At 72.0% G+C, this 25,926-nt stretch carries 20 protein-coding genes and 2 pseudogenes; 8 read left to right on the top strand and 14 right to left on the bottom strand.

The genetic code is table 11. From position 1 onward, the window contains the following. The first annotated feature begins 121 nt into the window (after positions 1 to 121). Entirely contained in the window at positions 122 to 3,055 is a 2,934-nt protein-coding gene (locus ACLIN4_RS28615) for a GH32 C-terminal domain-containing protein (RefSeq protein ID WP_411576379.1), read from the top strand. Between the two features lie 202 nt (positions 3,056 to 3,257). After that, positions 3,258 to 6,047 (top strand): GH32 C-terminal domain-containing protein, encoded by a 2,790-nt coding sequence (locus ACLIN4_RS28610; protein ID WP_411576378.1) that lies wholly within the window; start codon positions 3,258 to 3,260, stop codon positions 6,045 to 6,047. A gap of 526 nt (positions 6,048 to 6,573) precedes the next feature. On the opposite strand, the gene ACLIN4_RS28605 is transcribed toward ACLIN4_RS28610, so the two are convergent. From ACLIN4_RS28605 to ACLIN4_RS28585, 5 genes and pseudogenes are all read right to left on the bottom strand, one after another. Then, entirely contained in the window at positions 6,574 to 7,341 is a 768-nt protein-coding gene (locus ACLIN4_RS28605; RefSeq protein WP_107477713.1) for an SDR family NAD(P)-dependent oxidoreductase, read from the bottom strand. A 38-nt stretch (positions 7,342 to 7,379) separates the two neighbouring features. Then, entirely contained in the window at positions 7,380 to 8,654 is a 1,275-nt protein-coding gene (locus ACLIN4_RS28600; RefSeq protein ID WP_411576377.1) for an MFS transporter, read from the bottom strand. Positions 8,655 to 8,694: 40 nt separating this feature from the next. Beyond that, positions 8,695 to 9,228: a cyclophilin-like fold protein gene (locus ACLIN4_RS28595; RefSeq protein WP_307651889.1), complete on the bottom strand. Its 534-nt coding sequence runs from the start codon at positions 9,226 to 9,228 to the stop codon at positions 8,695 to 8,697. Then, positions 9,225 to 9,566 (bottom strand): annotated as a pseudogene (locus tag ACLIN4_RS28590) (dehydrogenase); the annotation flags it as partial. The pseudogene ACLIN4_RS28590 and the gene ACLIN4_RS28595, both read right to left, overlap by 4 nt. Before the next feature lie 9 nt (positions 9,567 to 9,575). Next, positions 9,576 to 9,686 (bottom strand): annotated as a pseudogene (locus tag ACLIN4_RS28585) (IMP dehydrogenase); the annotation flags it as partial. A gap of 222 nt (positions 9,687 to 9,908) precedes the next feature. On the opposite strand from ACLIN4_RS28585, the gene ACLIN4_RS28580 reads away from it, so the two are divergent. From ACLIN4_RS28580 to ACLIN4_RS28570, 3 genes are all read left to right on the top strand, one after another. Continuing rightward, positions 9,909 to 10,802, top strand: coding sequence for a helix-turn-helix transcriptional regulator (locus ACLIN4_RS28580; RefSeq protein WP_107477715.1), 894 nt, complete (start codon positions 9,909 to 9,911; stop codon positions 10,800 to 10,802). 314 nt (positions 10,803 to 11,116) lie between these two features. Then, positions 11,117 to 11,836 (top strand): DUF6152 family protein, encoded by a 720-nt coding sequence (locus ACLIN4_RS28575; RefSeq protein ID WP_179342434.1) that lies wholly within the window; start codon positions 11,117 to 11,119, stop codon positions 11,834 to 11,836. A gap of 11 nt (positions 11,837 to 11,847) precedes the next feature. Beyond that, positions 11,848 to 12,330 (top strand): DUF6644 family protein, encoded by a 483-nt coding sequence (locus ACLIN4_RS28570; protein WP_257101601.1) that lies wholly within the window; start codon positions 11,848 to 11,850, stop codon positions 12,328 to 12,330. A 604-nt stretch (positions 12,331 to 12,934) separates the two neighbouring features. Here ACLIN4_RS28570 and ACLIN4_RS28565 read toward each other — a convergent pair. After that, complete coding sequence (locus ACLIN4_RS28565; protein ID WP_257101602.1) at positions 12,935 to 13,498, bottom strand: hypothetical protein; 564 nt, start codon at positions 13,496 to 13,498, stop codon at positions 12,935 to 12,937. Positions 13,499 to 14,344: 846 nt separating this feature from the next. Here ACLIN4_RS28565 and ACLIN4_RS28560 point away from each other — a divergent pair. The 3 genes from ACLIN4_RS28560 to ACLIN4_RS28550 all read left to right on the top strand — a co-directional run bounded on the left by ACLIN4_RS28560 (position 14,345) and on the right by ACLIN4_RS28550 (position 18,054). Then, a complete protein-coding gene (locus tag ACLIN4_RS28560; protein WP_107477717.1) occupies positions 14,345 to 16,072 on the top strand; it encodes a SpoIIE family protein phosphatase in 1,728 nt (575 codons plus the stop codon). A 337-nt stretch (positions 16,073 to 16,409) separates the two neighbouring features. Then, entirely contained in the window at positions 16,410 to 16,913 is a 504-nt protein-coding gene (locus ACLIN4_RS28555) for a DUF5994 family protein (protein WP_107477719.1), read from the top strand. Positions 16,914 to 17,013: 100 nt separating this feature from the next. After that, a complete protein-coding gene (locus tag ACLIN4_RS28550) occupies positions 17,014 to 18,054 on the top strand; it encodes a fatty acid desaturase family protein (protein ID WP_107477720.1) in 1,041 nt (346 codons plus the stop codon). On the opposite strand, the gene ACLIN4_RS28545 is transcribed toward ACLIN4_RS28550, so the two are convergent. From ACLIN4_RS28545 to ACLIN4_RS28510, 8 genes are all read right to left on the bottom strand, one after another. Further along, complete coding sequence (locus ACLIN4_RS28545) at positions 17,999 to 18,325, bottom strand: hypothetical protein (RefSeq protein ID WP_289907297.1); 327 nt, start codon at positions 18,323 to 18,325, stop codon at positions 17,999 to 18,001. The genes ACLIN4_RS28550 and ACLIN4_RS28545 overlap by 56 nt on opposite strands. A 5-nt stretch (positions 18,326 to 18,330) precedes the next feature. Beyond that, the gene (locus tag ACLIN4_RS28540; protein ID WP_107480582.1) at positions 18,331 to 18,921 is read right to left on the bottom strand and encodes a DUF5994 family protein; all 591 of its coding nucleotides are present in this window, start codon (positions 18,919 to 18,921) and stop codon (positions 18,331 to 18,333) included. 468 nt (positions 18,922 to 19,389) lie between these two features. After that, positions 19,390 to 20,835: a class II 3-deoxy-7-phosphoheptulonate synthase gene (locus ACLIN4_RS28535; protein WP_382088375.1), complete on the bottom strand. Its 1,446-nt coding sequence runs from the start codon at positions 20,833 to 20,835 to the stop codon at positions 19,390 to 19,392. After that, positions 20,832 to 21,608: an indole-3-glycerol phosphate synthase TrpC gene (gene trpC, locus ACLIN4_RS28530; protein WP_107480536.1), complete on the bottom strand. Its 777-nt coding sequence runs from the start codon at positions 21,606 to 21,608 to the stop codon at positions 20,832 to 20,834. The genes ACLIN4_RS28535 and trpC overlap by 4 nt, the downstream gene beginning before the upstream one ends. Then, entirely contained in the window at positions 21,605 to 22,630 is a 1,026-nt protein-coding gene (gene trpD, locus ACLIN4_RS28525) for an anthranilate phosphoribosyltransferase (RefSeq protein WP_382088379.1), read from the bottom strand. Before trpD ends, trpC begins: the two co-directional genes overlap by 4 nt. Continuing rightward, positions 22,623 to 23,225: an anthranilate synthase component II gene (locus tag ACLIN4_RS28520; protein ID WP_411576376.1), complete on the bottom strand. Its 603-nt coding sequence runs from the start codon at positions 23,223 to 23,225 to the stop codon at positions 22,623 to 22,625. Before ACLIN4_RS28520 ends, trpD begins: the two co-directional genes overlap by 8 nt. Further along, a complete protein-coding gene (locus tag ACLIN4_RS28515; RefSeq protein ID WP_411576375.1) occupies positions 23,222 to 24,757 on the bottom strand; it encodes an anthranilate synthase component I family protein in 1,536 nt (511 codons plus the stop codon). Before ACLIN4_RS28515 ends, ACLIN4_RS28520 begins: the two co-directional genes overlap by 4 nt. Further along, a complete protein-coding gene (locus ACLIN4_RS28510; protein ID WP_411576374.1) occupies positions 24,754 to 25,800 on the bottom strand; it encodes a methyltransferase domain-containing protein in 1,047 nt (348 codons plus the stop codon). Before ACLIN4_RS28510 ends, ACLIN4_RS28515 begins: the two co-directional genes overlap by 4 nt. Positions 25,801 to 25,926 lie beyond the last annotated feature (126 nt).

Genomic DNA, 25,926 nt, shown 5'->3' with positions numbered 1-25,926 from the left:
GAGATCCGTGTGCGTTAGCTCTTGCTTTAGCGGAGACGGCGCGCGAACCATGCCGATCCATCACCTAAATCGAATTGGCATCCCGTCAGGTCGCCGTCCGTCACCCATCCCAGGAGCCAGCATGAGGAGAAGAACCGCGCTCGCGGTCGTGTCCGCCGCCGTCGGCGGCGCCGTCGTGCCCCTCTCGTTCTCGCCCGCTTTCGCCGCCGCCGGCGGTCGGTCCGGCCCGCAGAAGCCCACCGCCCGCTGGGATTTCGACGAGCGGTCCGGCACGGTCGCCCGCGAGGCGGTCTCCGGATCGGCCGCCCCGGTGGAGTACGTCTTCAACGACGCCCGGTACAAGCCCGACAGCGACCCCGTACGCCGCCGTGGCGTACGCGGCCGGGCCCTGTACTTCGACGGCTGCTCCACCTACGTCACCGCCGAAGGGCCGGGCAAGCTCGACCTCGCCGACGGCGTGACCGTCGACGTGTGGATCGCCCCGTACGCCTACGAGCACGGCATCGACGGCAAGCCCCAGGCCCTGGTCAACCAGCACGACCCGGGCGCCAGGATCGGCTTCCTGCTCGGCCTGCGCCGCTTCGGGCAGATCGTCTTCCAGCTCGGCTTCGGCACCGACCTGATCGAGGTCAAGGGCGCCCCGGACCGTCCGGCCGCCAAAGGCCGGTGGAGCCACGTCGCGGCCACCTACGACCCGGCCGCCCACCAGCTGCGCCTCTACCTCGACGGCCGCCTGATCGGCACCGTCACCACCCCGGACAAGGCCCCCGAACCGGCGCCCGGCGAACCCCTCCTCATCGGGAAGCACAACCACCCGACCCTGCTCAACGGCGAGTTCCACGCCAACATGTACATGGGCCTCATGGACAGCCTCGTCATCCGCCCGGGCGCCCTGGACGACGCGACCGCGCAGCGCGAGCACGCCGAGAGGACCGCCGCCCTGCCCGGTCACCGCGTGCCCCGCCCGGACCTGACCCCCCACCGGACCCGCTTCGACGGCGACCGGCACCGCCCCCAGTTCCACATGCTGCCGCCCTGGCACTGGATGAACGAGCCGCACGCGCCCGTGTACTTCAAGGGCAAGTACCACATCTTCTACCAGCACGACCCGCTCGGACCGTACTGGGGCCAGATCCACTGGGGGCACGCTGTCAGCACCGACATGGTGCACTGGCGCGACCTTCCCATCGCCCTCGCCCCGACTGCGGACTCGCCCGGCCCGGACGGCATCTGGTCGGGCTCCGCCTGCGCCGACGGCGACCGCGGACCGGTCCTCTTCTTCACCGGCGGCGACGACCGCCTGCCCCACCGCCAGCGCACCGGCCTCGCCCTGTCCACCTACCAGGCCGACGGTGACACCGACCTGCCCACCTGGACGATGCGCTCCGAACCGGTCACCGAAGCCCCGGCCGGTCTGCCGGCCGGCCCGGGAACCGCGTGGGCGGAGAACTTCCGCGACCCGTTCGTCTGGGAGGAGGACGGCGTCTGGTACCAGCTCGTCGGCAGCGGCATCGTCGACTACGACGGCGCTCAGGTCACCCGCAAGCATGGCGGAACCGCTCTCCTCTACACGGCCCGCCGGCCCGAGGGTCCCTGGACCTACCAGGGTCCACTGCACTGGAACGACCTCGCCAAGGTGCCCGAGCCCGGTGAGGTGTGGGAGCTGCCGGTGCTCCTCCCGCTTCCCGGCCCCCGCGGCCGGCGCACCGGAAAGCACATCCTGCTGATCTGTCCGTGGTGGGAGGCGTTCAACCCGAACGCCGTCAAGCACACGTACTACTGGATCGGCACCTTCGACAAGCGCGAGCACCGCTTCGTGCCCGACCACGACAAGCCCCGCGAGTTCGACTTCGGCGAGCACTTCACCGGCCCCTCCGGCTTCGTCACCCCCGACGGCCGCTCCGTGGTCTTCAGCATCACCCAGGACCGCCGCACCGAGCAGCAGCACGCCCAGTCCGGCTGGGCCCACAACGCCGGCATGCCCGTGTCCCTCTCCCTGCGCCAGGACGGCGCCCTCGGGGTCGAACCGATCGCCGAGGCCGCCGGTCTGCGGGGCAAGCGACTCGCCCGCATCCGGCAGACCTCGGTGGCGGAAGCGAACCGGCGGCTCGCCGGAGTCTCCGGCGACCTGCTCGACATCAGCGCCGTCATCGAACCGCGCGGCGCGCGCACGATCACCCTGGCGGTACGGGCCTGCGCCGACGGCACCGAACAGACCCTGCTGACCTACGACACGGCCGAGCACCGCTTCCTGATCGACCGCGGTCGCTCCAGCCTCGACCCGGACGTCCGCAAGGGCGTCCACGGAGGCAACGTCGCACTCGACGGCGGGCGCCTCACGCTCAGGGTCCTGCTCGACCGCTCGATGCTGGAGGCGTACGTCAACGGCACCCACAGCATCACCAGCCGCGTCTATCCCACCCGCGAGGACGCCACCGGTCTGCGCCTGACCAGCGAGGGCGGATCGGCCCGTGTCGTGTCCCTGGACGTCTGGCGCATGAACGGCGCCTACGACACGCCGGCCGTGCCCGCCGCGTACGACCCGCCGCGCCCGGCGGACGTCGACGCGCTGCCCAACCACGACTTCGCCACCGGCGACCTCACCGGATGGACTGTCGTCTCCGGTACGACCTTCGGCGACGCCAACGTCACCACCCGCACCGACTGGGGCTGGGGCGGCCCCTTCTACCAGGCCGAGACCGAAGACGACCCGGCAGGCCACCACCTGTGGGGCTTCAACCCCTCCGCAGGCGGAGACGACGCCACCGGCGTCCTGCGCTCCACCACCGTGATCCTCGGCGGAGACGGTGTGATCGACCTGCTCGTGTCCGGCGGCAACGACCCCGACCGGCTCTACGCGGCCGCCGTCCGCGCCGACGACGGCAAGGTCCTGGCCAAGGCCACCGGCCGTAGCACCGAGCAGTACCGCCGCGTCGTCTTCGACCTCTCCGCCCACATCGGCGACCGGATCCACATCGAGGTGGTCGACCGGGCCGACGGGGGCTGGGGTCACATCAACGTCGCCGACGTCAACGTCCCCGTCCGGCGCTCCTGACCTCCGATTCCGGCCCGATGCACGCACCGGCGGGCGGACCGTGCCGCGCCGAGGGCCGACGTCCTTTCCACCCGATCAACCCAACCCCACACCCACGGAGGTTCCCATGCGAACCCGTGCACCATCGAGAGCCGCGACCAGACACAGTCTGGTGCGTCTGCTGCTCGCACTCGCGATATGCCTGGGCCTGACATCGCCCCTGATGACGCAGACCGCAGACGCGGCCGAGACCAGCCTGTCCAACCCCGACTTCGAGTCCGGCGACCTCAGCGGCTGGACCACCACCGGAACCGCCTTCACCGGAGCGGTCACCGACGACCCGGGCTGGGGCTGGGGCTGCTGCTTCAACCAGCAGGGCTCCTACCACCTGTGGGGATTCGCCGCGGGCGGTGACGCCGCCACCGGGACGGTGACGTCCGAGCCGTTCACCCTGACCGGTACCGGCATGGTCAGCGTCCTGGTCTCCGGCGGCCGCAACGAGAACGACCTGTACGCGGCCCTGACGACCCTCGACGGAACCATTCTGCACAAGGCCACCGGGACCGACGACGAGGCGTACCGACGCGTCACCTGGGACGCCCGCGAGCACCTGGGCGAGCAGCTGCGCGTCACCGTCGTGGACAAGGCCACCGGCGGCTGGGGCCACATCAACCTCGACGACGTCCGCGTCGGCACCGACCCCGCACCCGATCCCTCTCAGCGGGGACTCGCCGCTCACTGGGACTTCAGCGAGGGGAAGGGCACCACGACCAGGGAGAAGGTCAGCCAGGCCGCCGACCCCATCAGCTACGTCTTCAACGACGCGCAGTACAAGCCCGACAGCGACCCGCTCTGGCGTCCGAAGGACGAAGGCGACGGCGTGCTCTCCGGCGCCCTGTTGTTCGACGGCTACTCCACCTGGGTCACCCGCGCCGCAGCCCAGACGCAGCTGCCCACCGACGGCCTGACCGTCGAGGCGTGGGTCGCACCGCGTGCGTTCGAGTGGGGAGACGAAGGCAAGCCTTCCGCCGTCGTGAACCAGCAGGACAAGGCGGCCAAGCGGGGCTTCTCCCTCGGTGTCGGCCGGCACGGCAGGTGGCAGTTCGGCATCGGAACCGGCGACGCGTGGCACGAGGTGACGGTCCCGAAGCAGGCGGCCCTGACCGCGGGCGAGTGGGCGCACCTGTCCGCCGTGTTCGCGCCGGGCGAGGGCGCGATCAGACTCTTCCTCGACGGCGAACAGGTCGCCCAGACCACCGTCCCCACCGGCGCACGGCTGGCCAAGGCCGACGTCCCCCTGATCATCGGCCGTCACAACCAGCCCGCCATCATCAACGGCACGTTCGCCGTCAACATGTTCAACGGGCTCATCGACGAGGTGAAGGTCCACAACAGCGCCCTCACTCCGGCTTCGGTCACGGCCGGCCACCAGAAGGACGTACAGACCTTCGCGGGCGGAACCACCCCCAAGGCCCGGATGGAGATGGACCGCTCCCGGTACGACGGTGACCGCTACCGTCCCGGCTACCACTTCACCGCCCCGAACCACTGGATGAACGAACCCCACGCCCCCATCCAGTACAAGGGCAAGTACCACCTCTTCTACCAGCACAATTCCCACGGCCCCTACTGGCACAACATCGCCTGGGGACACGCGGTGAGCGAGGACCTGGTCCACTGGCGCGACCTGCCCGTCGCCCTCGCACCCACCGAGGACAGCGTGGCCCCCGACGGGGTCTGGTCAGGCGACGCCGCCTACGACGAGAACGGCGTGCCCGTCCTGCTGTTCACCGCCGGCAACGACTCCCAGCGCCCCAACCAGGCGACCGGCCTCGCCCGCCCCGTCGACCCCGACGACAGCGACCTGGTCGAGTGGAAGATGCACCCCACCCTCGTCACCAGCCAGACCGCCGACCTGAACGTCGGTGCCGGACGCAAGGTCCGCTTCGGCGACTTCCGCGACCCCTTCGTCTGGAAGGAGGGAGACACCTGGTTCCAACTGATGGGCTCCGGCGTCCAGACCACCGACGGCAAGGACATCGGCGGCACTGCCCTCCTCTACACCTCCAAGAACCTCACCGACTGGACCTACTCGGGCCCCCTGATGACCGGTGACGTGGCGGCCCACCCCAAGACCGGCCAGGTTTGGGAGCTGCCCACCTTCCTGCCCATCGGAAAGGACGCCCAGGGCCGCGAACGCCGGGCCCTGCTCGTCAACCCGGCCTTCCCCGCCGGCCCCGGCGAGTACAGCAGCAAGTACGTCTACTACTGGGTCGGCACCTGGGACGCCCAGGCCCGCCGCTGGTCCCCCGACACCACCGAACCCCGGCTCATGGACTACGGCGACCACTTCACCGGCCCCAGCGGAACGGTGGACGACGAGGGCCGTTCCCTCGTCTTCAGCATCGCCCAGGACCGTCGCACCGAACGCGCCCACTACGACGCCGGCTGGGCCCACAACGCGGGCCTGCCCATCGAACTGTCCATGCGACCCGACGGCGACCTCGGATTCCGCCCCGTGGAGGAGGTCTCCCGCCTCCACACCGGCGAACCGCTCCTGGACATCAGCACGCCGACCTCTCTCACCGACGCCAACACCCGACTGGCCGGCATCAAGGGGGACATGCTCCACATCGAGCTCACCTTGGAACGCGGCAGCGCCGACACCTTCGGACTCGACGTGCTCCGCAGCCCCGGGGACGAAGAACGCACCCGTCTCTTCTACGACGCCCCCGCCGGACAGCTGGGCGTCGACCGGACACGCTCCGGGAACAACTCCAGCGCCGAACCCGGCTTCGGCATCCACAAGGGCCCGCTGGCGCTTTCCAACGGCACCCTGACGCTCGACGTGTTCGTCGACCGCTCGATGGTCGAGGCGTACGCGAACAACCACAAGTCCATCACCACCCGCGCCTACCCCTTCCGCCCGGACTCCCTCGGCCTGCGCCTCTTCGGCGACGGCAGCACCGTCAAGTCCATGACCGTCTGGAAGATGGGCAACATGACCGACTGACCCAGGCGCACAACCACACACTGGGACGACAGCCCGGCCCATAACGGCCGGCGCAGCCCCGAGCTCCTGGGCTCGGGGCTGCAGGCGTTCATTGGTCGCGTAGTTCACGGCTTGAACAGCGTCCTGCTCGGCGACCAAGAGGTCACACTCCGCGGCGAAGCCGCCGCTGCCTGTTCCACCCTGCGCCCCGACCCTCCTGCACGGGAAGACGGCCTTGTCCCCCAAGCCCCCATGGTTCGTCACCAACCGCACCCCGGCCGACACGGGCCGCCTCCTCGCCGACTTCGCAGCGGCTCCCCGCTGGGCGGCGCTGCCGAAGAACTTCGCCTCGCGCTGCGCGGCTGATTTCGCACCCCGCTCCGGACGCCGCTCATCGCCGTCAGCGCCGGCACGCCACTGGGCCTGTCCAGATACCCCACGGGCCACGTCGATTGAGGCATGGGCCTGTCTCGCATACTTCCGATGTCCGAGGCGACGCCCTTCTGGTACGGGTCGCTCCGACGGACCCCGCCCGCGGGTCCTGTGGCTACTGGGCGGTGTAGCCGCCGTCCACAGGGAGGGCGATGCCGGTGACGTAGCCGGCGCCGTCGCTGCACAGCCACAGGACGGCCTGGGCGATCTCGTCGGCGGTGCCGAGCCGGTCGATGGCCTGGCCCGCTTCGGCCTGGCCGCGGTCGAGTTCTCCGCCTTCGACCATGGCGTCGACCATGGGGGTGGCGATGGTGCCGGGGCAGACGGCGTTGACGCGGACGCCTCGGGAGCCGTATTCGAGGGCGGCGCTCTTGGTCAGGCCGATCACGCCGTGCTTGGTGGCGTGATACGCGGCGCGGCCGGGGTTGCCGACGAGCCCACCGAGGGAGGAGCAGTTGACGATGGTGCCGCTGCCCTGCTCCCGCATGTGGCGCAGTTCGTGCTTCATGCTCGCCCAGATCCCGCGCAGGTTGATGGCCTGGACGCGGTCGAACTGCTCGGCGCTCTCGTCGGCGGCGTCGGTGGGCGGGGGCATGATGCCGGCGTTGTTGTAGGCCATGTCGAGGCGGCCGAAGGCTTCCACGGTGCGGTCGACGGCGGCGGCGACCTGGTCCTCGTTGCTGACGTCGCAGACCAGGGCGAGGGCCCGGTGGCCCGCGTCGGTGAGCCGCTTCGCAGCGGCGTTGACGGCGTTCTCGTTGATGTCGGCGAGGCCGACGGCCGCACCCGATTCGGCAAAGGCGCGGGCGGTGGCCAGACCCATGCCGGAGGAGGCGCCGGTCACGAAGGCGACCTGGCCGGTGAAGTCATAGGTGGGGTTCATGACGGTTGCTCCCAACGAAGTTGCAAGGACGGGGAAGTTCAGCGCGTGGAGGTCATGGTGGCGTTCGCGGCTTGTTGCTCGGCGGTGTCAGCGCCGGCGGTGTGCTGGGCGACGATGCGGGAGGAGTCGGCCGCGTTGCTGAGGGCGAGGGCGATGAGCGGCAGCAGGGTGAGCGCGGCGAAGGCGGCGCCGACCACAGACGGACCGGTCAGGCCGAGCGAGGAGTCCAGGGCCCGGCCCGCGGCAAGGGAACCGGCGGCGATGCCGGTGTTGTAGGCGGAGGTGGTCAGGGCCGAGGTGAGGGTGGGCGCGTCGCCGGCGAAGCGGACGGCGAGGGAGGTGACGACTGGGTTGACGGTGAACCCGGTCAGCGCCATCAGGAAGACCAGGACCACGGCGGTCACCGGGCTGTTCGAGGCCGGGATCAGCGCCAGGAGGGTCAGGGCGGTGGCGGCGGCGGCGGTGATCGTCGTGGCCATCGGGCGACGGTCCCCCCAACGGCCGCCGATGGCGGTGCCGCCGAGCGCACCGATTCCGAAGACGATCAGCACCAGCGGCACGGCTCCGGCCGGGATGCCCGCCCGGTCGGTCAGCAGCGGCGTGATGTATGTGTAGGTCGCCAGGACTCCGCCCATGATCAGCACGGCGGCGGCGAGCGCGAGCCACAGCCGACTCTGTCGAAGGGCGCGGATCTCGGCCCGTACCGACACCTCGGCCCGCTGGTCGGTGCGGGGGATGAATCGGCCGACGAACGCGGCGGCCAGGGCGGCGAGGACGGCGAGCGCCCAGAAGGGACCTCGCCAGCCGGTGTACTGGCCGACGAACGAGCCGATCGGCACGCCGACGACGTTGGCGAGGGTCAGGCCGCCCATCATGACGCCGACCGCCCGAGTGGACCGCGCCGGGCCCGCTGCGCTGGTGGCGATGACGAAGCCGACGGCCCAGAACGCACCGGTCGCCAGGGCGGTCACCACGCGGGCGCTCAGCACCACGGTGAAGGAGGTGCTCAGGGCCGCGATCCCGTGCCCGAGCGCGAAGACGGTGAGGGCGCCGACGAGGGTGTGCCGCTGGGGCAGGCGCAAGGTGGCCATGGCCATCGTGGGCCCGCCCACGATCATGCCGACGGCGAACGCGGTGATCAGCAGTCCGGCATGCGACACGCTGACGTTCAGGTCGGCGGCCATCTCGGGCAGCAGTCCGGCGATGACGAACTCGGTGGTGCCCATCAGGAAGGTGCCGGCGGCGAGCACCCAGACGACGAAGGGCAGTCGGTTGGTCGCGGGTCCGGTGACGGACCCGGTGACGGAGGGCATGCGAAAGCTTCTTCCCGTACGAGGAGTGCGGTGGGCGGGGTCAGGAGGCGGCCTCGATGGTGATGCGGTCGGCCCCGGAGAGCCGGTCGGTGTCGGCATCGATGTGGCCGAGGACCAGGAGATCGGAGGAGGCGGAGGGGCCGTCCTTGTAGAAGAGGGCGAGGTTCCCCCAGGGGACGTAGTAGGTGAGGTCCCCGGTCTTCGGCGCCTGCGGTTCGGGCGCGTTCTCGGTGGTCAGCTTCCTGGGCGGGTCGGCGATCCACTCGGTTCCGTGGAAGTCCTCCAGGTCCAGGGTGAGCGGGAGCAGGGAGGCCAGGTCGCGGGCGGCGGGGCTGTCGTTCAGGGTCGCCTCGACCTTCTGCCCGTCGATGGTGACGCGGATGTCCATCGGGATCCTCCTGTCTGATCTGGTCGGGCTCGCCGAAGCCGGTGTGGAGGCCGGGGCGGACGACGAGGCTGAGGTGGTGGGGGCCTGCTCGGCGGGCGAGTCGTCGGAGCAGGCGGTCGCGGCCAGCAGCAGCACGCCGACGGCGGCAGTGGCGGTAAGGGCCCGGCGGAGGGTGAGGGCGGTCATGGGATGCTGTCCTGCGGGTCGGGCATGGGCTCTGCGTAGCGGCGGAAGCCGTCACGGTCGGTGTGCAGGCCGTACAGCAGCTCGGCCAGCTTCTCGGGGCTGGAGGTCGCGGAGTCGGGGCTGATCGCCCCGGGCACGATGAGCTGCGCGACGTGGATGTTCTCCGGCGTGAGGGCGGTATGGAGCATCTGCGCGTACGCGCTCTCGGCGGCGAATGCGATCGAGGTGCCGGCGACCTTGGGGTTCGGGCGTACGGCGCTGCCGCCGTTGACGAACAGCAGGCTGCCCCGGCCCAACGTGCGCATGCCGGGCAGGACCGCGTTCACGCAGGTGAGCGGATCTATGAACACGCGGGTCACGGCCGTGCGGATGATCGCGTCGGTCGGCTTGAGGATCTTGGGGTCCTCCAGGTTCTCGAAGCGGATGTCGCCGGGGGCGTGGATCACTGCGCCGCGCATGAGAGGGGATCCTTCGCGTTGCCGGGTACAGAGTGCGAGCCCCGGAGCACGGGCGGCGAACCGCCCACGCTCCGGGCGGGGAGCCCCCGTCGGCCCGGGGGAGGCCAAAGGGAGCACCACGCTGTCCAGGAGACTCCCTCGTCACGCGCGGAGCGAGTCACTGACAAGGGATGTACTGGCAGTACATCCCTATGGCCGCGTGCGGCACGTACCGTCGAAGGCATGGACAACAGTGAGGAGGTCCGCGAGTTCCTCACCTCGCGGCGCGCGAAGATCACCCCCGATCAGGTCGGGCTCCCCGCAGGCTCCCGGCGCCGGGTGCCGGGCCTGCGCCGCAGCGAGGTCGCCGCGCTCGCCGACGTGAGCGTGGAGTACTACTCCAAACTGGAGCGCGGCAACCTGGCCGGGGTTTCCCCCTCCGTGCTGGACGCCCTTGCCCGGGCCCTCCAGCTCGACGACGCCGAGCGTGCCCACCTGGTGAACCTGGCCCAGGTCGCCGACGGCTCCGACGTCCTCACCCGCCCCCGCCGCCGGCGCACGAAGGAGCAGTGGAAGCCGCACCGCAGCCTGCAGTGGGTCCTGGACGCGGTCACCGCCGGACCGGCGTTCGTCCGCAACGGCCGGATGGACGTCCTCGCCGCCAACCAGCTTTTCCGTGCCTTCTACACCGATCTCTACGCCACACCGGGCAATCAGCAGAACCTGGCCCGCTTCACCTTCCTCGACCCCGCCGCCCGCCGCTTCTACCCCGACTGGGACTCCTTCGCCGACATCACCGTGGCCATCGTGCGCACGGAGGCCGGCCGCAACCCCCACGACAAGGACCTGCACGACCTGGTCGGGGAGCTGTCCACCCGAAGCGACGCCTTCCGCACCCGCTGGGGCGCGCACAACGTCCGCCACCACGGCACCGGCACCAAACACTTCCATCACACGGCCGTCGGCGACCTCACCCTCGCCTTCGAGGGCCTGGAGATGGCAGCTGCCCCCGGTCTCACCCTCACCGTCTACACCGCCGAACCCGGCTCCCCCTCCGAGGAAGGACTGCGCCTCCTCGCCACCTGGGCCGCCACCAACGAAGCCAGCCCGGACACTGAACGGTCGGCCGCCGGCTGACGGACGGCGGTGCTGTCGCCGTACATCTCTTCTTCTCGTCGCCGGACCCGCTCGCCGGCTTCTCGAGCACGGCGGGCTTGCAGGGGTACTACGGGGCGACGCGGGTGTGCGTGCGAAGGGCGTCGAGCAGCCGTTCTGCGCACGGGTGCCGCCCGCTGAGAAGTGCCCATCCGAGGGCCAGTATCCGCAACTCGCGCCGATCCCCCATGGAGGGATGCCCTGCCAGTACATCCCTCAACAGGAACTCCCTGCGTCCCGCGGCAGGAGGTTCGCTGGCCTCAACACCGCCAGATGCCTGGAAGGACCGACTCGACATGCGCTCCACCACCACCGCGGCACCGCGGGCCCGCACCGGCATCCGTCGCACAAGGCTGGCGACGGCGTCGCTGGCCTCCGCGACCGCACTCCTCGTCTTCTCGGCAGGTGCCGCGCAGGCGCACCACGGGTTCGACGACTTCGACACCGACCGCCTCTACTACATCGCCGGCACGGTCTCGCAGGTCCGCTGGGGCGAACCGCACTCCTACTTCACCGTGACCGTCGAGGACGACCTCCCCGCTGACACTCCCGAGCACGATCTGCCGGACGGACTGCGCGACGCCGCCGACAGCGACCCGATCAACGCCGCACCCTCCTACGACGGTTCGCACGACGAGCTGGCCGTCACCATCGCCCCGCCGAGCTTCACCTCGATGTGGGGCCTGGACCGCGAGCTCGACGACGGCGAACGGGTCGAAGCCGTCGGCTACATCGGCAAGAGCCACAACGACGAGTTCCGCCCCGTCGTGTTCTGGGTCAACGACGGGCAGCCCGTCAACCAAGTACTCAACGAAGAACTCCCGGCGGAACCGCTGCCGGTCCCGTACCCGCAGGGCGACGCGTCCCCCTCCGACGCCGACCAGGATGCGCCGTCGGCCTCGGCGGACTCCGCGGGCACGTCACCGGTGGCGGTGTGGGCCGCGCTCGGCACCGTAGTGGTCGCCGTCATCACCGGTGGGGCCTTCTACCTGCGCGCCCGCTCGCGCCGGACGTGATGGTGCCCGTCATGGACAACGTCTTCTCCTGGCTGGAAGACACCTGGCTCGCTGAGGTCATCCGCAGCACGGCCTACCTCTATCCGGTGCTCGAAAGCGTCCACATCGTCGGCATCGCTCTCCTCATCGGCCCGGCCGCAGCCTTCGACCTCCGCCTCCTCGGCGTCGGCCGACGAACGCTGCGGGTGACGATCGCGGCCAGCCACCTCCTGCGCCTGTCCCGCCTCGGCTTGGTGATCGCGGCCGCCACCGGCGTGGCCATGTTCCTGCCCGGCGCGAACCTCATCGCCGACCGGGGCAGTGCCCCGTGGAAACTCGGCCTCATCCTCCTCGCCGGCCTGAACATCCTGATCTTCCACCGGCGGACTTACCGAAGTGTGGCCGACTGGGACGCGGACCAGCCAACCCCTGTCGCCGCCCGCTGCGCTGCGGTCATCTCCCTCGCCTCGTGGACGGGAGTCACGATCGCCGGGAGACTCCTGGCCTACACCTGACCGCCGAGGTCGCGCCCCGCGCAGCCCGTGCGGCGGGCGCCACCAGAGTCGGCACCCCGTACACAGCCAGTGCCGACCAAGGTCCCTGCGGGCACCACCGGGAAGTCGTAGTCGGTCCTCGTGTGTTCCCGCCGCCCCGCAGCCTGCTCACTCGAGGGCGTCCTGCGGGGCGGCCGGTTCAGCCGCACGCTCCGTTCCCGCCCGCGGCCATCCGACTCCCCGAGGCGTCAGCCTGATCGTCGTGGGCCTGTCGCCGGGTCGCCATGACATGCCATCGGGTCGCCCTCGCCCTCGCCCTCGCCGCGATCCTTGGTCTCCCCCGTGGGTGCCGCGATCGGAGGCCGTACCGCGGCCGGTCCCTTGCGCCCGGGCCGGGATGACGCGCGGCCCGCCCCACCGTCGGTCTCCCACGCTTCCTCCCGGCTGCGGGCATCGGCCGCGTCCACTGCACGCTCCCGGTGCGGGACCGCGGCAGGGCCCATCATCTGCGCTGCGGCAGCCGCTCCGGTCTTCGGCGGGATCACCAGCATGTCCCTACGGCCACCGGCGGACACCAGGGGCCCATGGGATCGGTCACCGACACATGCAAGGTGTCACGGTCCAGCTAGTAGTCGAAGGAGTCCCCGCTGAGGTCCTCGGAGGGCTCAAGATTCCCGCAGAGGGTGAACTGCGCAGCCTCGCACGACAGTGACGGAGGCAGTAGCTGGTACTGGATCTCGGCCGCCAGCGTGGGAGGCCGGGAGCGTTTCCCCCAGGTGTAGAGGTCGGTGAAGCGCCCATTGGCGATCACGACGTAAGCCAGGATGTGAGCGGCCTCCCCGACTTCGTCGAGGACGTCCTCGCCTGGGGCCGTCGGCAGGAGCAGTTCCAGCAGCCCGATCGCATCCCCCCGGTTGGTGACGGGCGAGATCACCCGCTGCCCCTGGCCGGTCGCCTCTTGATACAGCCGCTGGGTGCGGATGACCTTTTCGTAGACGCTGCCGAACAGGGGGATCCGCTCCGTCTCCCGCTCGCTCTCCGCGGCAGCGGTGGACAGCCGCGCCACCGCTTTGCCTGTCAGGTCCACAATGAGGAAGGAGACCCTCGTGGCGTCGAAACGCCGTCGCAGATCCTCCGCGATCACGTCGACGGCGTCCGCCGGCGCCGCCGTCTCCGCTGCCGTCGGCAATCGGGGAAGTCCACTCTGTTCACCACTCACGACCGTGGACCCTTCCACCAGCCCCTCCGACCAGCTTGGGAACCGCCGCCGTCGGCGTCGATCTGCGAGGGGACCACAGTCCGGCATCGCGGACGCGGTTGCCCTGCTCGGGCCCGGACCCGATGAAAAGTCGGGACGACTGCGCCTCCCCCTCGGGCAGCGAGTGCCGAAGCTCTCGACAGCCTGTCGTCTCGACGGGTGCCGTCCTCGGGGCAGGGCAGGGACGTGACCGAGGAGTAGCCCCTCGCCCGCGACGGCAGACTCCTTGGGATCAGTCCTGGCCAAGGTGTGCGCGGTGGTTCCCGGCTCGTCTTCACCGTCCGGAACTCCCAGACAGCGGGCGGCGCAACTGTGCCGTGGTCAAGTGGACCGCACGGTGGCCAGTGCCTTGTCCAGAGCGGCGCGGATCTCGTCGGACAACTACAGACACCCACCGGCCGTTCCACTCCGCACCCCGTCGCGTCTCCCCATGAGCCGAGCATGCCGGTGCCTGAACCGGTTGGGGGGTACGAGTCCAAGCCGTTGCTCACTCCGCCCCTGCCCGAAACCTGGCACCCCGAGCCGGCTTGATCGAGATTTCTCTGCCCGAGCCCTCGCGGACCGCGGCGAGGACGGCGCAGGGTACGGCTCCGCCGGAGAACGGCCGGCCGTCCGGGAGACGCGGAGTCCGGACAGACGGCGGGATGACGGCTGGCCCGGTCCGGACACTCCTTGCCGGCCGGTGGGCCGTGCCCGCGTGCGCCGAGTGCCCCCGTCGCCCTGCGAGCAGGACCGCGTCGGAGCACCATCGACGGGAAGGCAGCCTCTGGAGGGTCCGTGCGGGATGCGGTGGGTGATGACGTGGGGTCGTGGCCGGTGGGCGAGCCGGGTTTCTGGCGGCAGGTCGTCGAGCGGCTGGTCACGGCGGTGCTGGTGCTTGACACAGCCGGACGGGTGACCGCCGCGAACGCGGCGGCCGAGCGGCTGCTGGGCCGCACCACCGCGGCGATGCGGGGCGCTGACGCCCACGATCTGCTGCACCGGGACGCCGACGGCAATCGGGTGCCGCGGGGCCGGTGCTCGCTGCTCCGCGCGCTGGCCGAGGGGAAGGAGGCGCGAGGGGAGGGAGGTACATATCTGCGAGGTGACGGTCGCCTGCTGGCAGTCTCCTGGTCCGCGTCCCCCTTGACGGAGGACGGCTCGGTGAAGGGCATGGCACTGCTGTTCACGGACGCCACGGGGGACCGCCACGTCCACCGGGAGCGAACGGCACGCACACGCGCTCTGGAGGACCTCAACGAGCGGCTGTCCCTGGTCGCAGAGATCACGGACGTCCTGGGGCAGACCCTTGAGACCGACGAGGCGCTGGCCCGCCTGGTGCGCCTGCTGGTGCCCCGCCTCGCCGACTGGGCGGCGGTGGACCTGCGGACCGGTTCCGGCGAGGTCCACCGGGTGGCGGTGACCGGTCCGGAGGGACGGGACGCCGGATTCCAGGGCCGGCGCGGCCCCGCCCCGGCGGAGGCCGGTGAGGGGCAGGACTCGCCACTGGACCGGGCGCTGACCGATGGCGAATCCGTGCTCCAGGAGCGGGTCGCTGCCGTGTCCCCGGCCGCCGGACACCCTCCCCTGGCGGCTCTCCACAGTGGCTTCCTGGCGGCGGTGGGCGCGAGTTCCGCCGTCACGGTGCCACTCGGCACCCGGGACCGGATCACCGGGGCACTGACGGTGGTGCGCACCGACCCGGCGCATCCCTTCGACGAAGGCGATCTGGTCGCCGTGAGTGACGTCGGCCGCCGGGTCGGCGTGGTCATCGACAACACCCGCCGCTACGGCCGTCAGCGTGCCGTCGCCGAGGCCATGCAGCGCAACCTGCTCGCCCCGCTGCCCCGGCCCGGCCACCTCCGGCTGGCCGCCCGCTACCAGCCCGCCCCGGCGGGCTCGCAGGTCGGCGGGGACTGGTACGACGCCTTCACGCTGAAGGACGGCGCGCTCGCCCTGGTCATCGGTGACGTCGTGGGCCATGACCTGACCGCGGCCGCCGGCATGGCGCAACTGCACGGCATCCTGCGCTCACTGGCCTGGGACCACACGGGACCGCCCGGCGCCGTCGTCGACCGCCTCGACGCCGCCATGCCCGTCATCACCACCGTGCCGCTGGCCACCCTGATCCTCGCCCGCGTCGAGGGCGACCCGGACACGGGACCGTGGACGCTCCACTGGACCAGTGCGGGACACCCGCCTCCGCTGCTCCTCTCCCCGGACGGCACCGCGTGCTATCTGGAAGCCGGCCAAGGACTGCTCCTCGGCACCGGTCCGGCCACCGGCGCGGGCCGGCCGGACGCCACGCATCCCCTGGAGCCCGGCTCCACCCTGCTGCTGTACACCGACGGGCTGGTCGAGACACCGGGCAGTGACCTCGACACGGGGCTGGACCGGCTGCGCCGCCACGCCCTCGCGCACGCCCCCGAACCGCTGGACACGCTGTGCGACCGCGTACTCGCCGACGTGCCTCCCGGCAGCACCGACGACGTGGCCCTGCTCGCCCTGCGCGTACCGCCGCCATGAGATGTGGTGGCCGTCGGTCCGGGCCGGTGGCACAGAGGCGCCCATCGCTCCCAGGGCACCGATGACCGGCTGTCACGCCGCCTTTACGCGCCGAGGAGTAGGCTGACGAGACCAAGGGCATCAGGCACCCACTTCATCCCGCGTGCGCCCGCCGACTCCCCTCCCCCGAACTCGCGGTGGTCGTCGGCACCTTCCTCCGGCAAGAGCGGCCAGGCACGACCTCCAGAACCGACCCCCACCGGCCACGTCCGGCGCTGCCCCGGCAGGGCCGGCGGACCGCCGGCCGCCGTGCCCTGCCGAACCGGCCGGCACCCCACCTCGTCAGAGAGAACCCAACGTGAACACCGCAGTTCCACCGGCACCGTCCACCCCGCCCCTTCCCCTCGTCCGCCTGCGTCTCGCGCCGCACGGCGCGCTGCCGCGCCGGATCGACGGAGTGTGGTGGCCGCACTCGCGCGACCTTCTGACCCAGCTCCCGAAGATGCTCGCCGCGCTGCCGAGCGCGTGGGGCGACATCACCGGCGTCACCGTGGACGCCGCGGCCTGGTCGGCGGCACCGGGGCGCATGTTCGTCGCCGAGCAGGTCGTACGCCTGCACAAGGCCCCCGCGTCGCCGCACGTTCCGGACCGGGTCGTTCTGCTCTCCCCCGGGCTCGGCCGTTGGGACCTGCAGGTGATCCCGCCGAATGCGACGGAGGAAGCCGCCGCTCTCCTCATGGCCGCCGCACTGGGCGACCGACCGCCCGGCGTCGACGGAGTAGCCCGGCCCTCGTCCCCGACGACGGTGGCGCGTCCGCGCGGCCGTGCCGCCGGGCGGGGAACCCGTGCCCCCCGGTGGTAGGAGCCGCCGCGGGCACGTCCGTGTACGCGCCCGATCCCCGCGCCCGACTCGCCCTGGGGCCGATCCGAGTCATCCGCCCGCTTCTCAGAGAGACCTCCTCATGACCATGGCCCCCACCACGGCCACGCGTTCCGACACACCCGGCAGCGACTTCGCCCGGCTGTCGAAGAAGATCGCGGATGCCGGACTGCTGGGGCGTCGCCCCGGCTACTACATGTCACGGATCACCGCGGTGACCGGGCTGTACGCCACCGGATGGGCCGCGTTCGTCGTCGTCGGCGCCTCGTGGTGGACATTGGCGATCGCCGCGTTCCTGGCCGTCATGTACGGGCAAGTCGCCCTGGTCGCCCACGACATGGCCCACCGGCAGGTGTTCCGCCGCCGACGGGCCAGCGAGGTGTCGGGCCGGATCGCCGGCGCGTCGATCGGCATGAGTTACGGCTGGTGGCAGGACAAACACACGCGTCACCACGCCAACCCCAACACCGAGGACCTCGACCCCGACATCGGGCCCGACCTGCTCGTCTGGTCCCCGGACCAGGCCCGCGCCGCCACCGGGCTGCCCCGCCTGGTCGGCCGCTGGCAGGCGTTCCTGTTCTTCCCCCTGCTCACGCTGGAGGGCTTCAACCTGCACGTGTCGAGCGGCAGGGCCATGGCCGACCGCCGGCTCAAGCGCCGGGCCCTCGACGGCGCCCTGCTGTTGGGGCACTGCGCGGTCTACCTGACCGCCCTGTTCTGGGTCCTGCCGCCCGGGATGGCGATCGCCTTCCTCGCCGTCCACCAGTGCCTGTTCGGCGTCTACCTGGGGGCGATCTTCGCACCCAACCACAAGGGGATGCCGATCCTGAAGGCCGACGACCGCCCCGACTTCCTCCGCCGCCAGGTGCTCACCTCGCGCAACGTCAACGGCGGCCGGCTCACCGACCTGGCGCTCGGCGGGCTGAACCACCAGATCGAGCACCACCTGTTCCCGAGCATGCCCAGCCCCAACCTGCGCAAGGCCCGCGCCATCGTCCGACGGTACTGCCGGGACCTGGGCGTGGACTACGCGGAGACGGGCTTGGTCGCCTCCTACCGGCTGGCGCTCACCAGCCTCCACAACGCCGGCGCCCCGCTCCGGCGGACCCGTGTCCGCGCCTGAGGGCCTGTACGTCGCGGGTACGGCGTCGAGGGCGCAGCCGTCCGCGTCCGCCGTCCCGGCGGCCCCGGCGCCGGTCGGCGTCGCTCGCGACGGCGGCCCGTCGGCGTGCGGCCGGCCCGTCGTCGGTCTTCCGGTCCGGTGCGACCACACCGCCACGGCCGTAGTGGAAGGCGGCGCTCCTGTCCCCGTGCTGAGAGTTCAGCCGGTGGATGAGGAACGCGCCTGCCGCGATCACCGCCAGCAGCACGATCACCGTCACGAGGATGTCCACCGTCCTCACACCCTTTCCGGCCGTTCCGTCGGCGCCTCGGTGACTGCCCGGTCCCGCGCGGGAACGACGAGGGCACCGGCTCCGTGTCCCCCTTCGGACTCCCACACCGCTTCCCCGGTACGGTCGGCCTCGGCGGTCACCGTCGGACGCGCGGCATCCGCCACCAGGCGGCTCGCGGTCGCGGTCCGGCGCGGGTCGCTCGCCGCGGTCATCAGCCACGCGGCCTCAGCCGGAGGCATCCACGAGGGAACGACCAGCAGGTTCCAGCGCCCCACGTGGTAGGAGAGCAAGAGCAGTTCGTGCTCGTCCTGCTCGGAGCGGAACCAGCCCACCTTCACCACGTGCCCGGCGACAGGCACCTTGCGCGGGACGACCGGCCACTGGGCGGGATGCACCGTGACCCGGGTGATCCGTCCCCACAGCGGATCGAGAACGGACGCCAGGGCGGGCAGTTCGGCGGTGAGATCGCGAGAACGCGGCCACCACGCGCCGTCCAGCAGGAGCGGTGCCGAACCCTCTGGAACCAGCGAGAGACGCACGGGAGACGTGGGACGCCGGTCTTCGGTCGTCAGCGGAGGGGAGACGGTCGCAGTCATGACGCGAACCCTGCCCCGGGCGGGCCTGAGCCGACCCGGCGTATTCGATCACCGAGAACGGCACAGGCGCGAATGTCCGTGCACGGAGTGTCCACCGGTTCGTTCAGCCTACTCTTCGCGGCGCCCAAGCGGGCCGTGGAGGAACCGGTCCGGTCGTGGTCGGAGTCCAGCCGATGAGGCCGATGCCTCCTCTCGCCGGGGCGCATCCCGGCGTCGGCCCGCCAGCGCCCGGCGCGACCTGGCGAGGCTCATCCCGGAGGGCTCTCGGCCGGACCGGGCGGCTCAGGTGATCCCGGTCGCCGGCCGACGGCCCGGGGGCGGCGGTCCGCAGAGGTAGGACCGCCGCCCCCGGGCCGGTTCGCCGGGGCCTGCGGGGGATTCAGGCCCCTGCGTTCCGAGGTTACGCAGACGGCTCCCGCGCCACACCTGGCGTTCGTCAGGCGCGGAACTTACCTTCGACAGTGCGGCTCACGCCCCGCTGCGCTGTTCGCGCAGGAACTCCGCCACCCGGAAGGCGAGTTCGATGGACTGGGCGGCGTTCAGCCGCGGGTCGCAGGCGGTCTCGTAGCGGCTGGCCAGGTGGGTGTCCAGCACCTCGTCGAGGTCGCCGCCGAGGCATTCGGTGACGTCGTCGCCGGTGAGTTCGAGGTGGATGCCGCCCGGGTGCAGGCCTTCCTCGCGGTGTACGGCGAAGAACTCGGCCACCTCGGTGGTGATGTCGGACAGCCGGCGGGTCTTGTAGCCGCTCTCCGAGACGAAGGTGTTGCCGTGCATGGGGTCGCAGGCCCACACCGGGGTGTGCCCGGCGTCCCGCACGGCCCGGAGCAACGGCGGCAGCAGTTCCGCGCCGCGTCCCGCGCCGAGCCGGCTGATCAGGACGAGGCGGCCCGGGGCGCGGTCCGGGTCGAGCCGCTCGCACAGCTCGCGCAGGTCGGCGGCGCCGGTGGACGGCCCCACCTTGACGCCGACCGGGTTGTCCACCCCGGCCAGCAGCTCCACGTGCGCCCCGTCGAGCCGGCGGGTGCGGTCGCCGATCCACAGCATGTGCGCACTGGTGTCGAACCAGCCGCGCCGCTTCTCGTCGTACCGGATGAGTGCCTGTTCGTACTGCGGCAGCAGTGCCTCGTGCGAGGTGTAGAGCTGCACCTGGTGCAGGGCCGCCTGGGAGCGGGTGTCCACGCCGCACGCGGCCATGAACCTGAGGGCCCGGGTGATGTCGTCGGCGGCCTTCTCGTACCGCTGTCCGGCGGCGCTGCGCCGGACGAACGCCTGGTTCCAGTCGTGGACCTGGCCCAGATCGGCGTAGCCGCCCAGCGTCAGCGCGCGCAGCACGTTCAGGGCCGCCGACGCGTGGTGGTAGGCGCTCAGCAGCCGGCCCGCGTCCGGGCGGCGGGCCTCGGCGGTGAACTCGGGCCGGTTGACGATGTCGCCGCGGAAGGCGGGCAGTTCGACGCCGTCGACGGTCTCCGTGGGCCGGCTGCGGGGCTTGCCGAACTGGCCGGCGATGCGGCCCACCTTCACCACCGGCAGTCCGGATCCGTAGGTGAGCAGGATGGCCACCTGGAGGATCACCCGCAGCTTGCCGCGCACCCCGGCCTCGGTGCAGGAGCCGAAACGTTCCGCGCAGTCGCCCGCCTGGAGCAGGAAGCCCTCCCCCGCCGCTACCTGGGCCAGGGAGCGGCGCAGGTCGAGGATCTCCTCGGGGAGCACCAGCGGCGGGCGCAGCGCGAGGGTGTTCTCCACCCCGCGCAGTTCCTCGGGATCGGGCCAGTCCGGTTGCTGGGCGGCCGGGCGGCCGCGCCACGAGTCCGGGCTCCACGAGTCCGGGCTCCACGCGGCCGGTCCACCGCCGCCCGCCGTCCGGGTCCCGTCCGGGACCGCCCGTCGTGTCGTGTGGGTGTCGCTCGCCGTCATCCGACCAGTTCCTTGATCGTGGCACCGGGATCCCCGGCCCGCATGAGCAGTTCTCCGACCAGGACCGCGTCCACTCCGGCCCCTTCCAGTGCGCGGGCGTCCGCCGCGCCGCGGACTCCGCTCTCCCCGACCATGACGCGTCCGGTGCCCACCCGCCCGCGCAGCCGGGCCGACAGTGTCCGGTCGATCGAGAAGTCCCGCAGGTCGCGGTGGTTGACGCCGATGATGTCGGCGCCCGCGGCGAGGGCCACGTCCACCTCGCGCTCGTCGTGCACCTCGACCAGTGCCGCCATGCCCTGGGCCCGGGTGCGGGCGAGGAGTTCGGTGAGCCGTTCGGGACTGAGTACGGCGACGATCAGCAGCAGGGCGTCGGCGCCGAGCGCGCGGGCCTCCAGGATCTGGTACTCGTCGGTGATGAAGTCCTTGCGCAGCACGGGCAGGTCGCAGGCGGCGCGGGCGACGGCCAGGTGCTCGGGGCTGCCGCCGAAGCCGGCCTCGTGGGTGAGTACCGACAGGGCGTGGGCGCCGCCTTCCTGGTAGGCGCGGGCCAGTTCGGCGGGCCGGTAGTCGTCGGTGAGCGGCCCCTTGGAGGGGCTGCGCGGCTTCATCTCCGCTATGACCCCGAGGCCCGGTCCGCGCAGGGCGGCGGCGAAGTCCCGGGCCGGGGGTGCGGCGGCGGCCAGGGCGGTCAGTTCCGCCTCGGGACGTGCCGCGCGCCGGCGTCGCGTCTGGAGTTCCGCGTCGGCGACGAGGGTGTCGAGGATGCCGCTCATGCCGGCACCTCCACGTCCGCGCGCTGCCATGAGGCGCGGGTCCAGCGGTCGAGCAGGTCGGCGGCGGCACCGTCGTCCACGGCGGACCCGGCCAGCCGCAGCGCGTCGGGCCAGGTGCCGGCCAGGTCGGCGACGCGCAGGGCCGCCGCCGCGTTGAGCAGCACGACGTCCCGGGCGGGCCCGCGTTCGCCGGCCAGGACGCGGCGGACGACGGCCGCGTTGACGGCGCGGTCGCCGCCGGCCAGGTCGCCGGGGCGGGACCTGGCCAGCCCGTACTCGGCGGGGTCGAAGCGGTGGGCGGTGCGGCGGCCGTCGCGCAGCTCGACCATGTGGGCCGGCGCGCCGGTGCTCAGTTCGTCCATGCCGTCCTCGCTGTGGAAGACCAGGGCGCTCCTGACGCCGAGCCGGTCGAGGACCTCGGTCATCGGTTCCACCAGGTCGCGGCTCGGCACACCCAGGGTGCGCAGCCGGGCACCCGAGGGGTTGCACAGCGGCCCGAGCAGGTTGAAGACGGTGCGCGCGCCCAGTTCCCGGCGCGGGCCTGCCGTGTGCCGGAAGGCCGGGTGGAAGACCGGGGCGAACAGGAAGGTGATCCCGGCGCGGTCCAGGCAGGCCGCGGCCTCCTCGGCGCCGAGGTCGATGCGGATGCCCAGTTCCTCCAGCACGTCGGCGCTGCCGCAGGCGGAGGAGGCGCTGCGGTTGCCGTGCTTGGCGACCCGCACCCCACAGGCGGCGGCGACGATCGCGGACGTGGTGGAGATGTTGAAGGTGTTCAGACCGTCGCCACCGGTTCCGCAGGTGTCGAGCAGGTCACCCTCGCACGGTACGGGCGTGGCGAATTCCTGGGCGGCGCGGGCCATGCCGGCCAGGTCGTCCACGGACGCGCCGCGCACCGTCACGGCCAGCGCGAATCCGGCGATCTGGGCCGCCGTCGCCTCGCCGCGCATGATCACGCGCATCGCCTCGGCGGCCTCGCTCTCGGTGAGGGGCCGTCGTACGAGCGTTCTCAGTGCCTCAATCATCAGCGCACTCCAGGAAGTTCGCGATCAGCTGCTTGCCCTCGGGGCTGAGCACCGACTCGGGGTGGAACTGCACCCCGTGGACGGGGTGTTCGCGGTGGCGCAGGCCCATGATCGTGCCGTCCGCCGTGCGGGCGGTGACGACCAGTTCGTCCGGCAGACCGGTGGGCGCGACCACGAGCGAGTGGTACCGGGTGGCGGTGAACGGGTCGGGCAGGCCGGCGAGGACGCCGCTGCCGTCGTGGTGCACCGCCGAGGCCTTGCCGTGCACCTGCTCGCCGCGCACCACCGAGCCGCCGAAGGCGGTGGCGATGCTCTGGTGCCCCAGGCACACGCCGAGGATCGGCAGCCGTGCGCCCAGCTCGCGGACCGCCTCGACGCAGATCCCCGCCTCGGCGGGCGTGCCGGGTCCCGGTGAGAGCAGCAGCAGGTCGAACGCCGCGAGGTCGGCGAGGCCGACGGCGTCGTTGCGGAAGACGGTGGGTCGGCCGCCCTGTTCAGCGACGTAGTGGACGAGGTTGTAGGTGAACGAGTCGTAGTTGTCGACGACCGCGACCCCTGGCCCGGGACCCGGTCGGGCTCCCCGCGGCGCGCTCATGTCGCGGCCTCCGCCCGCCGTACGGCCGTGAGCATGGCCCGCGACTTGTGGAGTGTCTCGCGGAACTCGGCGGCGGGGTCGGAGTCGGCGACGATCCCGGCGCCCGCCTGTACGTGCACCTGTCCGTCGGCGACGACCATGGTGCGCAGCGCGATGGCGAAGTCGGTCAGCCCGTCCGCGCCGACGAACCCGAGGGCGCCGCCGTACACGCCGCGCCGCTCGGGCTCCAGCTCGGCGATGATCTCCATCGCCCGGATCTTGGGTGCTCCGGAGAGCGTGCCGGCGGGAAAGGCGGAGCGCAGGGCGTCCAGCGCGTCCCGGCCCGGTGCGAGCCGGCCGGCGACCGTGGACGACAGGTGCATCACGTGGGAGAAGCGCTCGACCCGCATGAGCCGCTCCACCCGGACGGTGCCCGGTTCGGTGACCCGGCCGAGGTCGTTGCGTCCGAGGTCGACCAGCATCACGTGCTCGGCGCGTTCCTTCTCGTCGGCGAGCAGTTCCCGCTCCAACCGCAGGTCCTCCTGCGGGTCGGGGTGCCGGGGCCGGGTGCCGGCCAAGGGACGGGTGCGTACCGTGCGGCCGGTCGCCTTGACGAGGAGTTCGGGCGAGGCGCCGATGATGTGCCGGCCGCCGCCGAGGCTCAGGTGGTACATGTACGGCGAGGGGTTGGTCGCCCGCAGGTGCCGGTACAGGTCGAGCGGTGCGGCGCGCAGGGGTCTGCTGAGCCGCCGGGAGAGCACGATCTGGAAGGCGTCGCCGGCGGCGATGTGCTCGCGGGCGCGGGCGACGCGGTCCGTGAACTCCGCCTCGGTGAGGTTGGCGGTCCAGCCGTCCGTGTCGGTGCCCGCCGGAGCGGTGTCGGCGAGCGGGCGGCCGGCGAACCCGGCGGGCCGGTCCGCGTCGCGGAGCCTGCGGTTGAGGTGCGTGATCCGGGCGACGGCGTCGTCGTAGGACTCCAGGGCCGGGCGGTAGAGGGTCATCAGCAGGATCCGCCGGGTGGCGTGGTCGAAGACGACGAGGTCGTCGGCGGCCAGGAAGGCGGACTCGGGCAGGCCGGGCGGCTCTCCCGCCGCGAGGGGCAGGTCCTCGAAGTGGCGGGCCACCTCGTAGCCGAGGTAGCCGACGATCCCGCCGTGGAAGGGCGGCAGTCCGTGCACCGGGGCCGCGGAGCGGGCCAGGAAGGCGCGCAGCGCGGTCAGCGGGTCGCCGCCGGGCAGATCCAGCGGTACCGGGCGGTGGCCGACGTACGAGTAGCGTGCCACCCCGCCGGAGACCGGCACGCTCTCCAGCAGGAAGCCCGCATCGTCCGGTCCGCACAGCTGGGAGAAGGCGGTGACGGGGCTGACGGCGTCGTCCAGGAACTCCTGGTGGAGCGGGATGACGTCGTGCTCCCGGGCCAGTGCGGCGGCGGTGGAGCGGTCCGGGACGGTGGCGCGGGCCGCCTCGGCCGCCTCCCGTGCCTCCTGTGCCTCCTGTGCCTCCTGTGCGTCCCGTGCGTCTGCGGTGCGCGGCTCGGCGGCCTGGGCGGTCATGCCGCTTTCCCGGCGGCGGAGGAGATCCGGCCCACGCCGACGACGGCGCGCCGGGGGATGGTGACGCGCCACCCGCCGGTGGCCTCCTCCCGGCGCAGTTCGCAGGAGGCGAGGCTCCCCGGGGTGTCCGGGTAGCGGAAGACGGCCTTGGCGGTCTCGGCCACCCAGCGGTACGCCTCGGTCTCGGTGCGGCCCTCGAAGACCTTGACCAGGCCGTACATGTTGAGCAGGTATCGGCCGATCTCCAGCTCGGCCTCCTCGGGGGTGGCGCCGACGGCGGTGTACGGGTCGTCGATCTCCACCACCTCGCGGTGGTCGTATCCGGCCTTCTCCAGGTATCCGTCGATCTCGTCCCGGGTGAAGTGCAGGAACTTGTGGCCGGTCGCCGAGTACACGTCGGTGATCTCCTCGAACCACACGTCCACGGGCGAGCCGACGAGGAAGTCGTGCAGGACGAACGCCCCGCCGGGGCGGAGCATCCGGTGTGCCTCGGTGGCCACCGTCTGGCGGTCCGAGGGCGGCACGTGGTGCGAGCCGTAGGCCAGGAGCACGGCCTCCACGCTGCGGTCGCGCAGCAACGGCTGCTCGGCCCGCTGGAGCAGGGCGGGTACGCCCGCCGCCCACGCCGTCGTCACCATGTGGGGGGACGCGTCGCAGGTGAGGATGTTGAAGTCGCCGATGCCCAGGTCGTCGCAGACCTTGCGGACCAGCCCGTCCCCGCCCAGCAGGTCGACCAGGACGGGCCGCTCGCCGTACGGCGAGCGGCGGGCGGTGTCGGCGAATCCCAGGAGCTTCCTGATACCGGTCTCGCGGGCCCGCCGGTTGAGGGTCTGTGCCTGCACGTACTCCACGCCCCGGCTGCCCTCGCCGTCGGCGCCGAAGTCATCGTGCCGCGGTGGGGCGTTGTCCGTGGCCGCCTCCCAGGCGGCGACCCTGCGCGGGTCGGCGAGGGCGTGCAACTCGGGGTGGTTCCGCCGCAGTTCCGCCAGCTGTCCCCGCACGTCGTCCCCGGCCACGGGGCGTCCGCTCGTCTGTGCGTGCATGCGTCGGGATCTCCTCGGGTGGGGGTGAACGCGGGCCTAGGCGATGCCCGCCGAACGTGCGGGCACGACCCTAGGAGCGTCGTCTTTCTCCTCGATATCGATCGGTTTTCGCCCCGCCGGGCCAAG

Origin of the sequence: Streptomyces mutabilis, assembly GCF_046628145.1 — a bacterium.
GTDB classification, from domain to species: Bacteria; Actinomycetota; Actinomycetes; order Streptomycetales; family Streptomycetaceae; genus Streptomyces; species Streptomyces mutabilis.
The sequence above is the reverse complement of the archived record's forward strand: the minus strand, read 5'-3'. Positions and strand labels throughout refer to the sequence as shown.

Excerpts from the sequence above, each read along its gene's own strand:
- ACLIN4_RS28615 (WP_411576379.1), top strand. The coding sequence starts at position 122 with ATGAGGAGAAGAACCGCGCTCGCGGTCGTGTCCGCCGCCGTCGGCGGC.
- ACLIN4_RS28610 (WP_411576378.1), top strand. The coding sequence starts at position 3,258 with ATGACGCAGACCGCAGACGCGGCCGAGACCAGCCTGTCCAACCCCGAC.
- ACLIN4_RS28605 (WP_107477713.1), bottom strand. The coding sequence starts at position 7,341 with ATGAACCCCACCTATGACTTCACCGGCCAGGTCGCCTTCGTGACCGGC.
- ACLIN4_RS28600 (WP_411576377.1), bottom strand. The coding sequence starts at position 8,654 with ATGCCCTCCGTCACCGGGTCCGTCACCGGACCCGCGACCAACCGACTG.
- ACLIN4_RS28595 (WP_307651889.1), bottom strand. The coding sequence starts at position 9,228 with ATGACCGCCCTCACCCTCCGCCGGGCCCTTACCGCCACTGCCGCCGTC.
- ACLIN4_RS28580 (WP_107477715.1), top strand. The coding sequence starts at position 9,909 with ATGGACAACAGTGAGGAGGTCCGCGAGTTCCTCACCTCGCGGCGCGCG.
- ACLIN4_RS28575 (WP_179342434.1), top strand. The coding sequence starts at position 11,117 with ATGCGCTCCACCACCACCGCGGCACCGCGGGCCCGCACCGGCATCCGT.
- ACLIN4_RS28570 (WP_257101601.1), top strand. The coding sequence starts at position 11,848 with ATGGACAACGTCTTCTCCTGGCTGGAAGACACCTGGCTCGCTGAGGTC.
- ACLIN4_RS28550 (WP_107477720.1), top strand. The coding sequence starts at position 17,014 with ATGACCATGGCCCCCACCACGGCCACGCGTTCCGACACACCCGGCAGC.
- ACLIN4_RS28540 (WP_107480582.1), bottom strand. The coding sequence starts at position 18,921 with ATGACTGCGACCGTCTCCCCTCCGCTGACGACCGAAGACCGGCGTCCC.
- ACLIN4_RS28535 (WP_382088375.1), bottom strand. The coding sequence starts at position 20,835 with ATGACGGCGAGCGACACCCACACGACACGACGGGCGGTCCCGGACGGG.
- trpC (WP_107480536.1), bottom strand. The coding sequence starts at position 21,608 with ATGAGCGGCATCCTCGACACCCTCGTCGCCGACGCGGAACTCCAGACG.
- trpD (WP_382088379.1), bottom strand. The coding sequence starts at position 22,630 with ATGATTGAGGCACTGAGAACGCTCGTACGACGGCCCCTCACCGAGAGC.
- ACLIN4_RS28520 (WP_411576376.1), bottom strand. The coding sequence starts at position 23,225 with ATGAGCGCGCCGCGGGGAGCCCGACCGGGTCCCGGGCCAGGGGTCGCG.
- ACLIN4_RS28515 (WP_411576375.1), bottom strand. The coding sequence starts at position 24,757 with ATGACCGCCCAGGCCGCCGAGCCGCGCACCGCAGACGCACGGGACGCA.
- ACLIN4_RS28510 (WP_411576374.1), bottom strand. The coding sequence starts at position 25,800 with ATGCACGCACAGACGAGCGGACGCCCCGTGGCCGGGGACGACGTGCGG.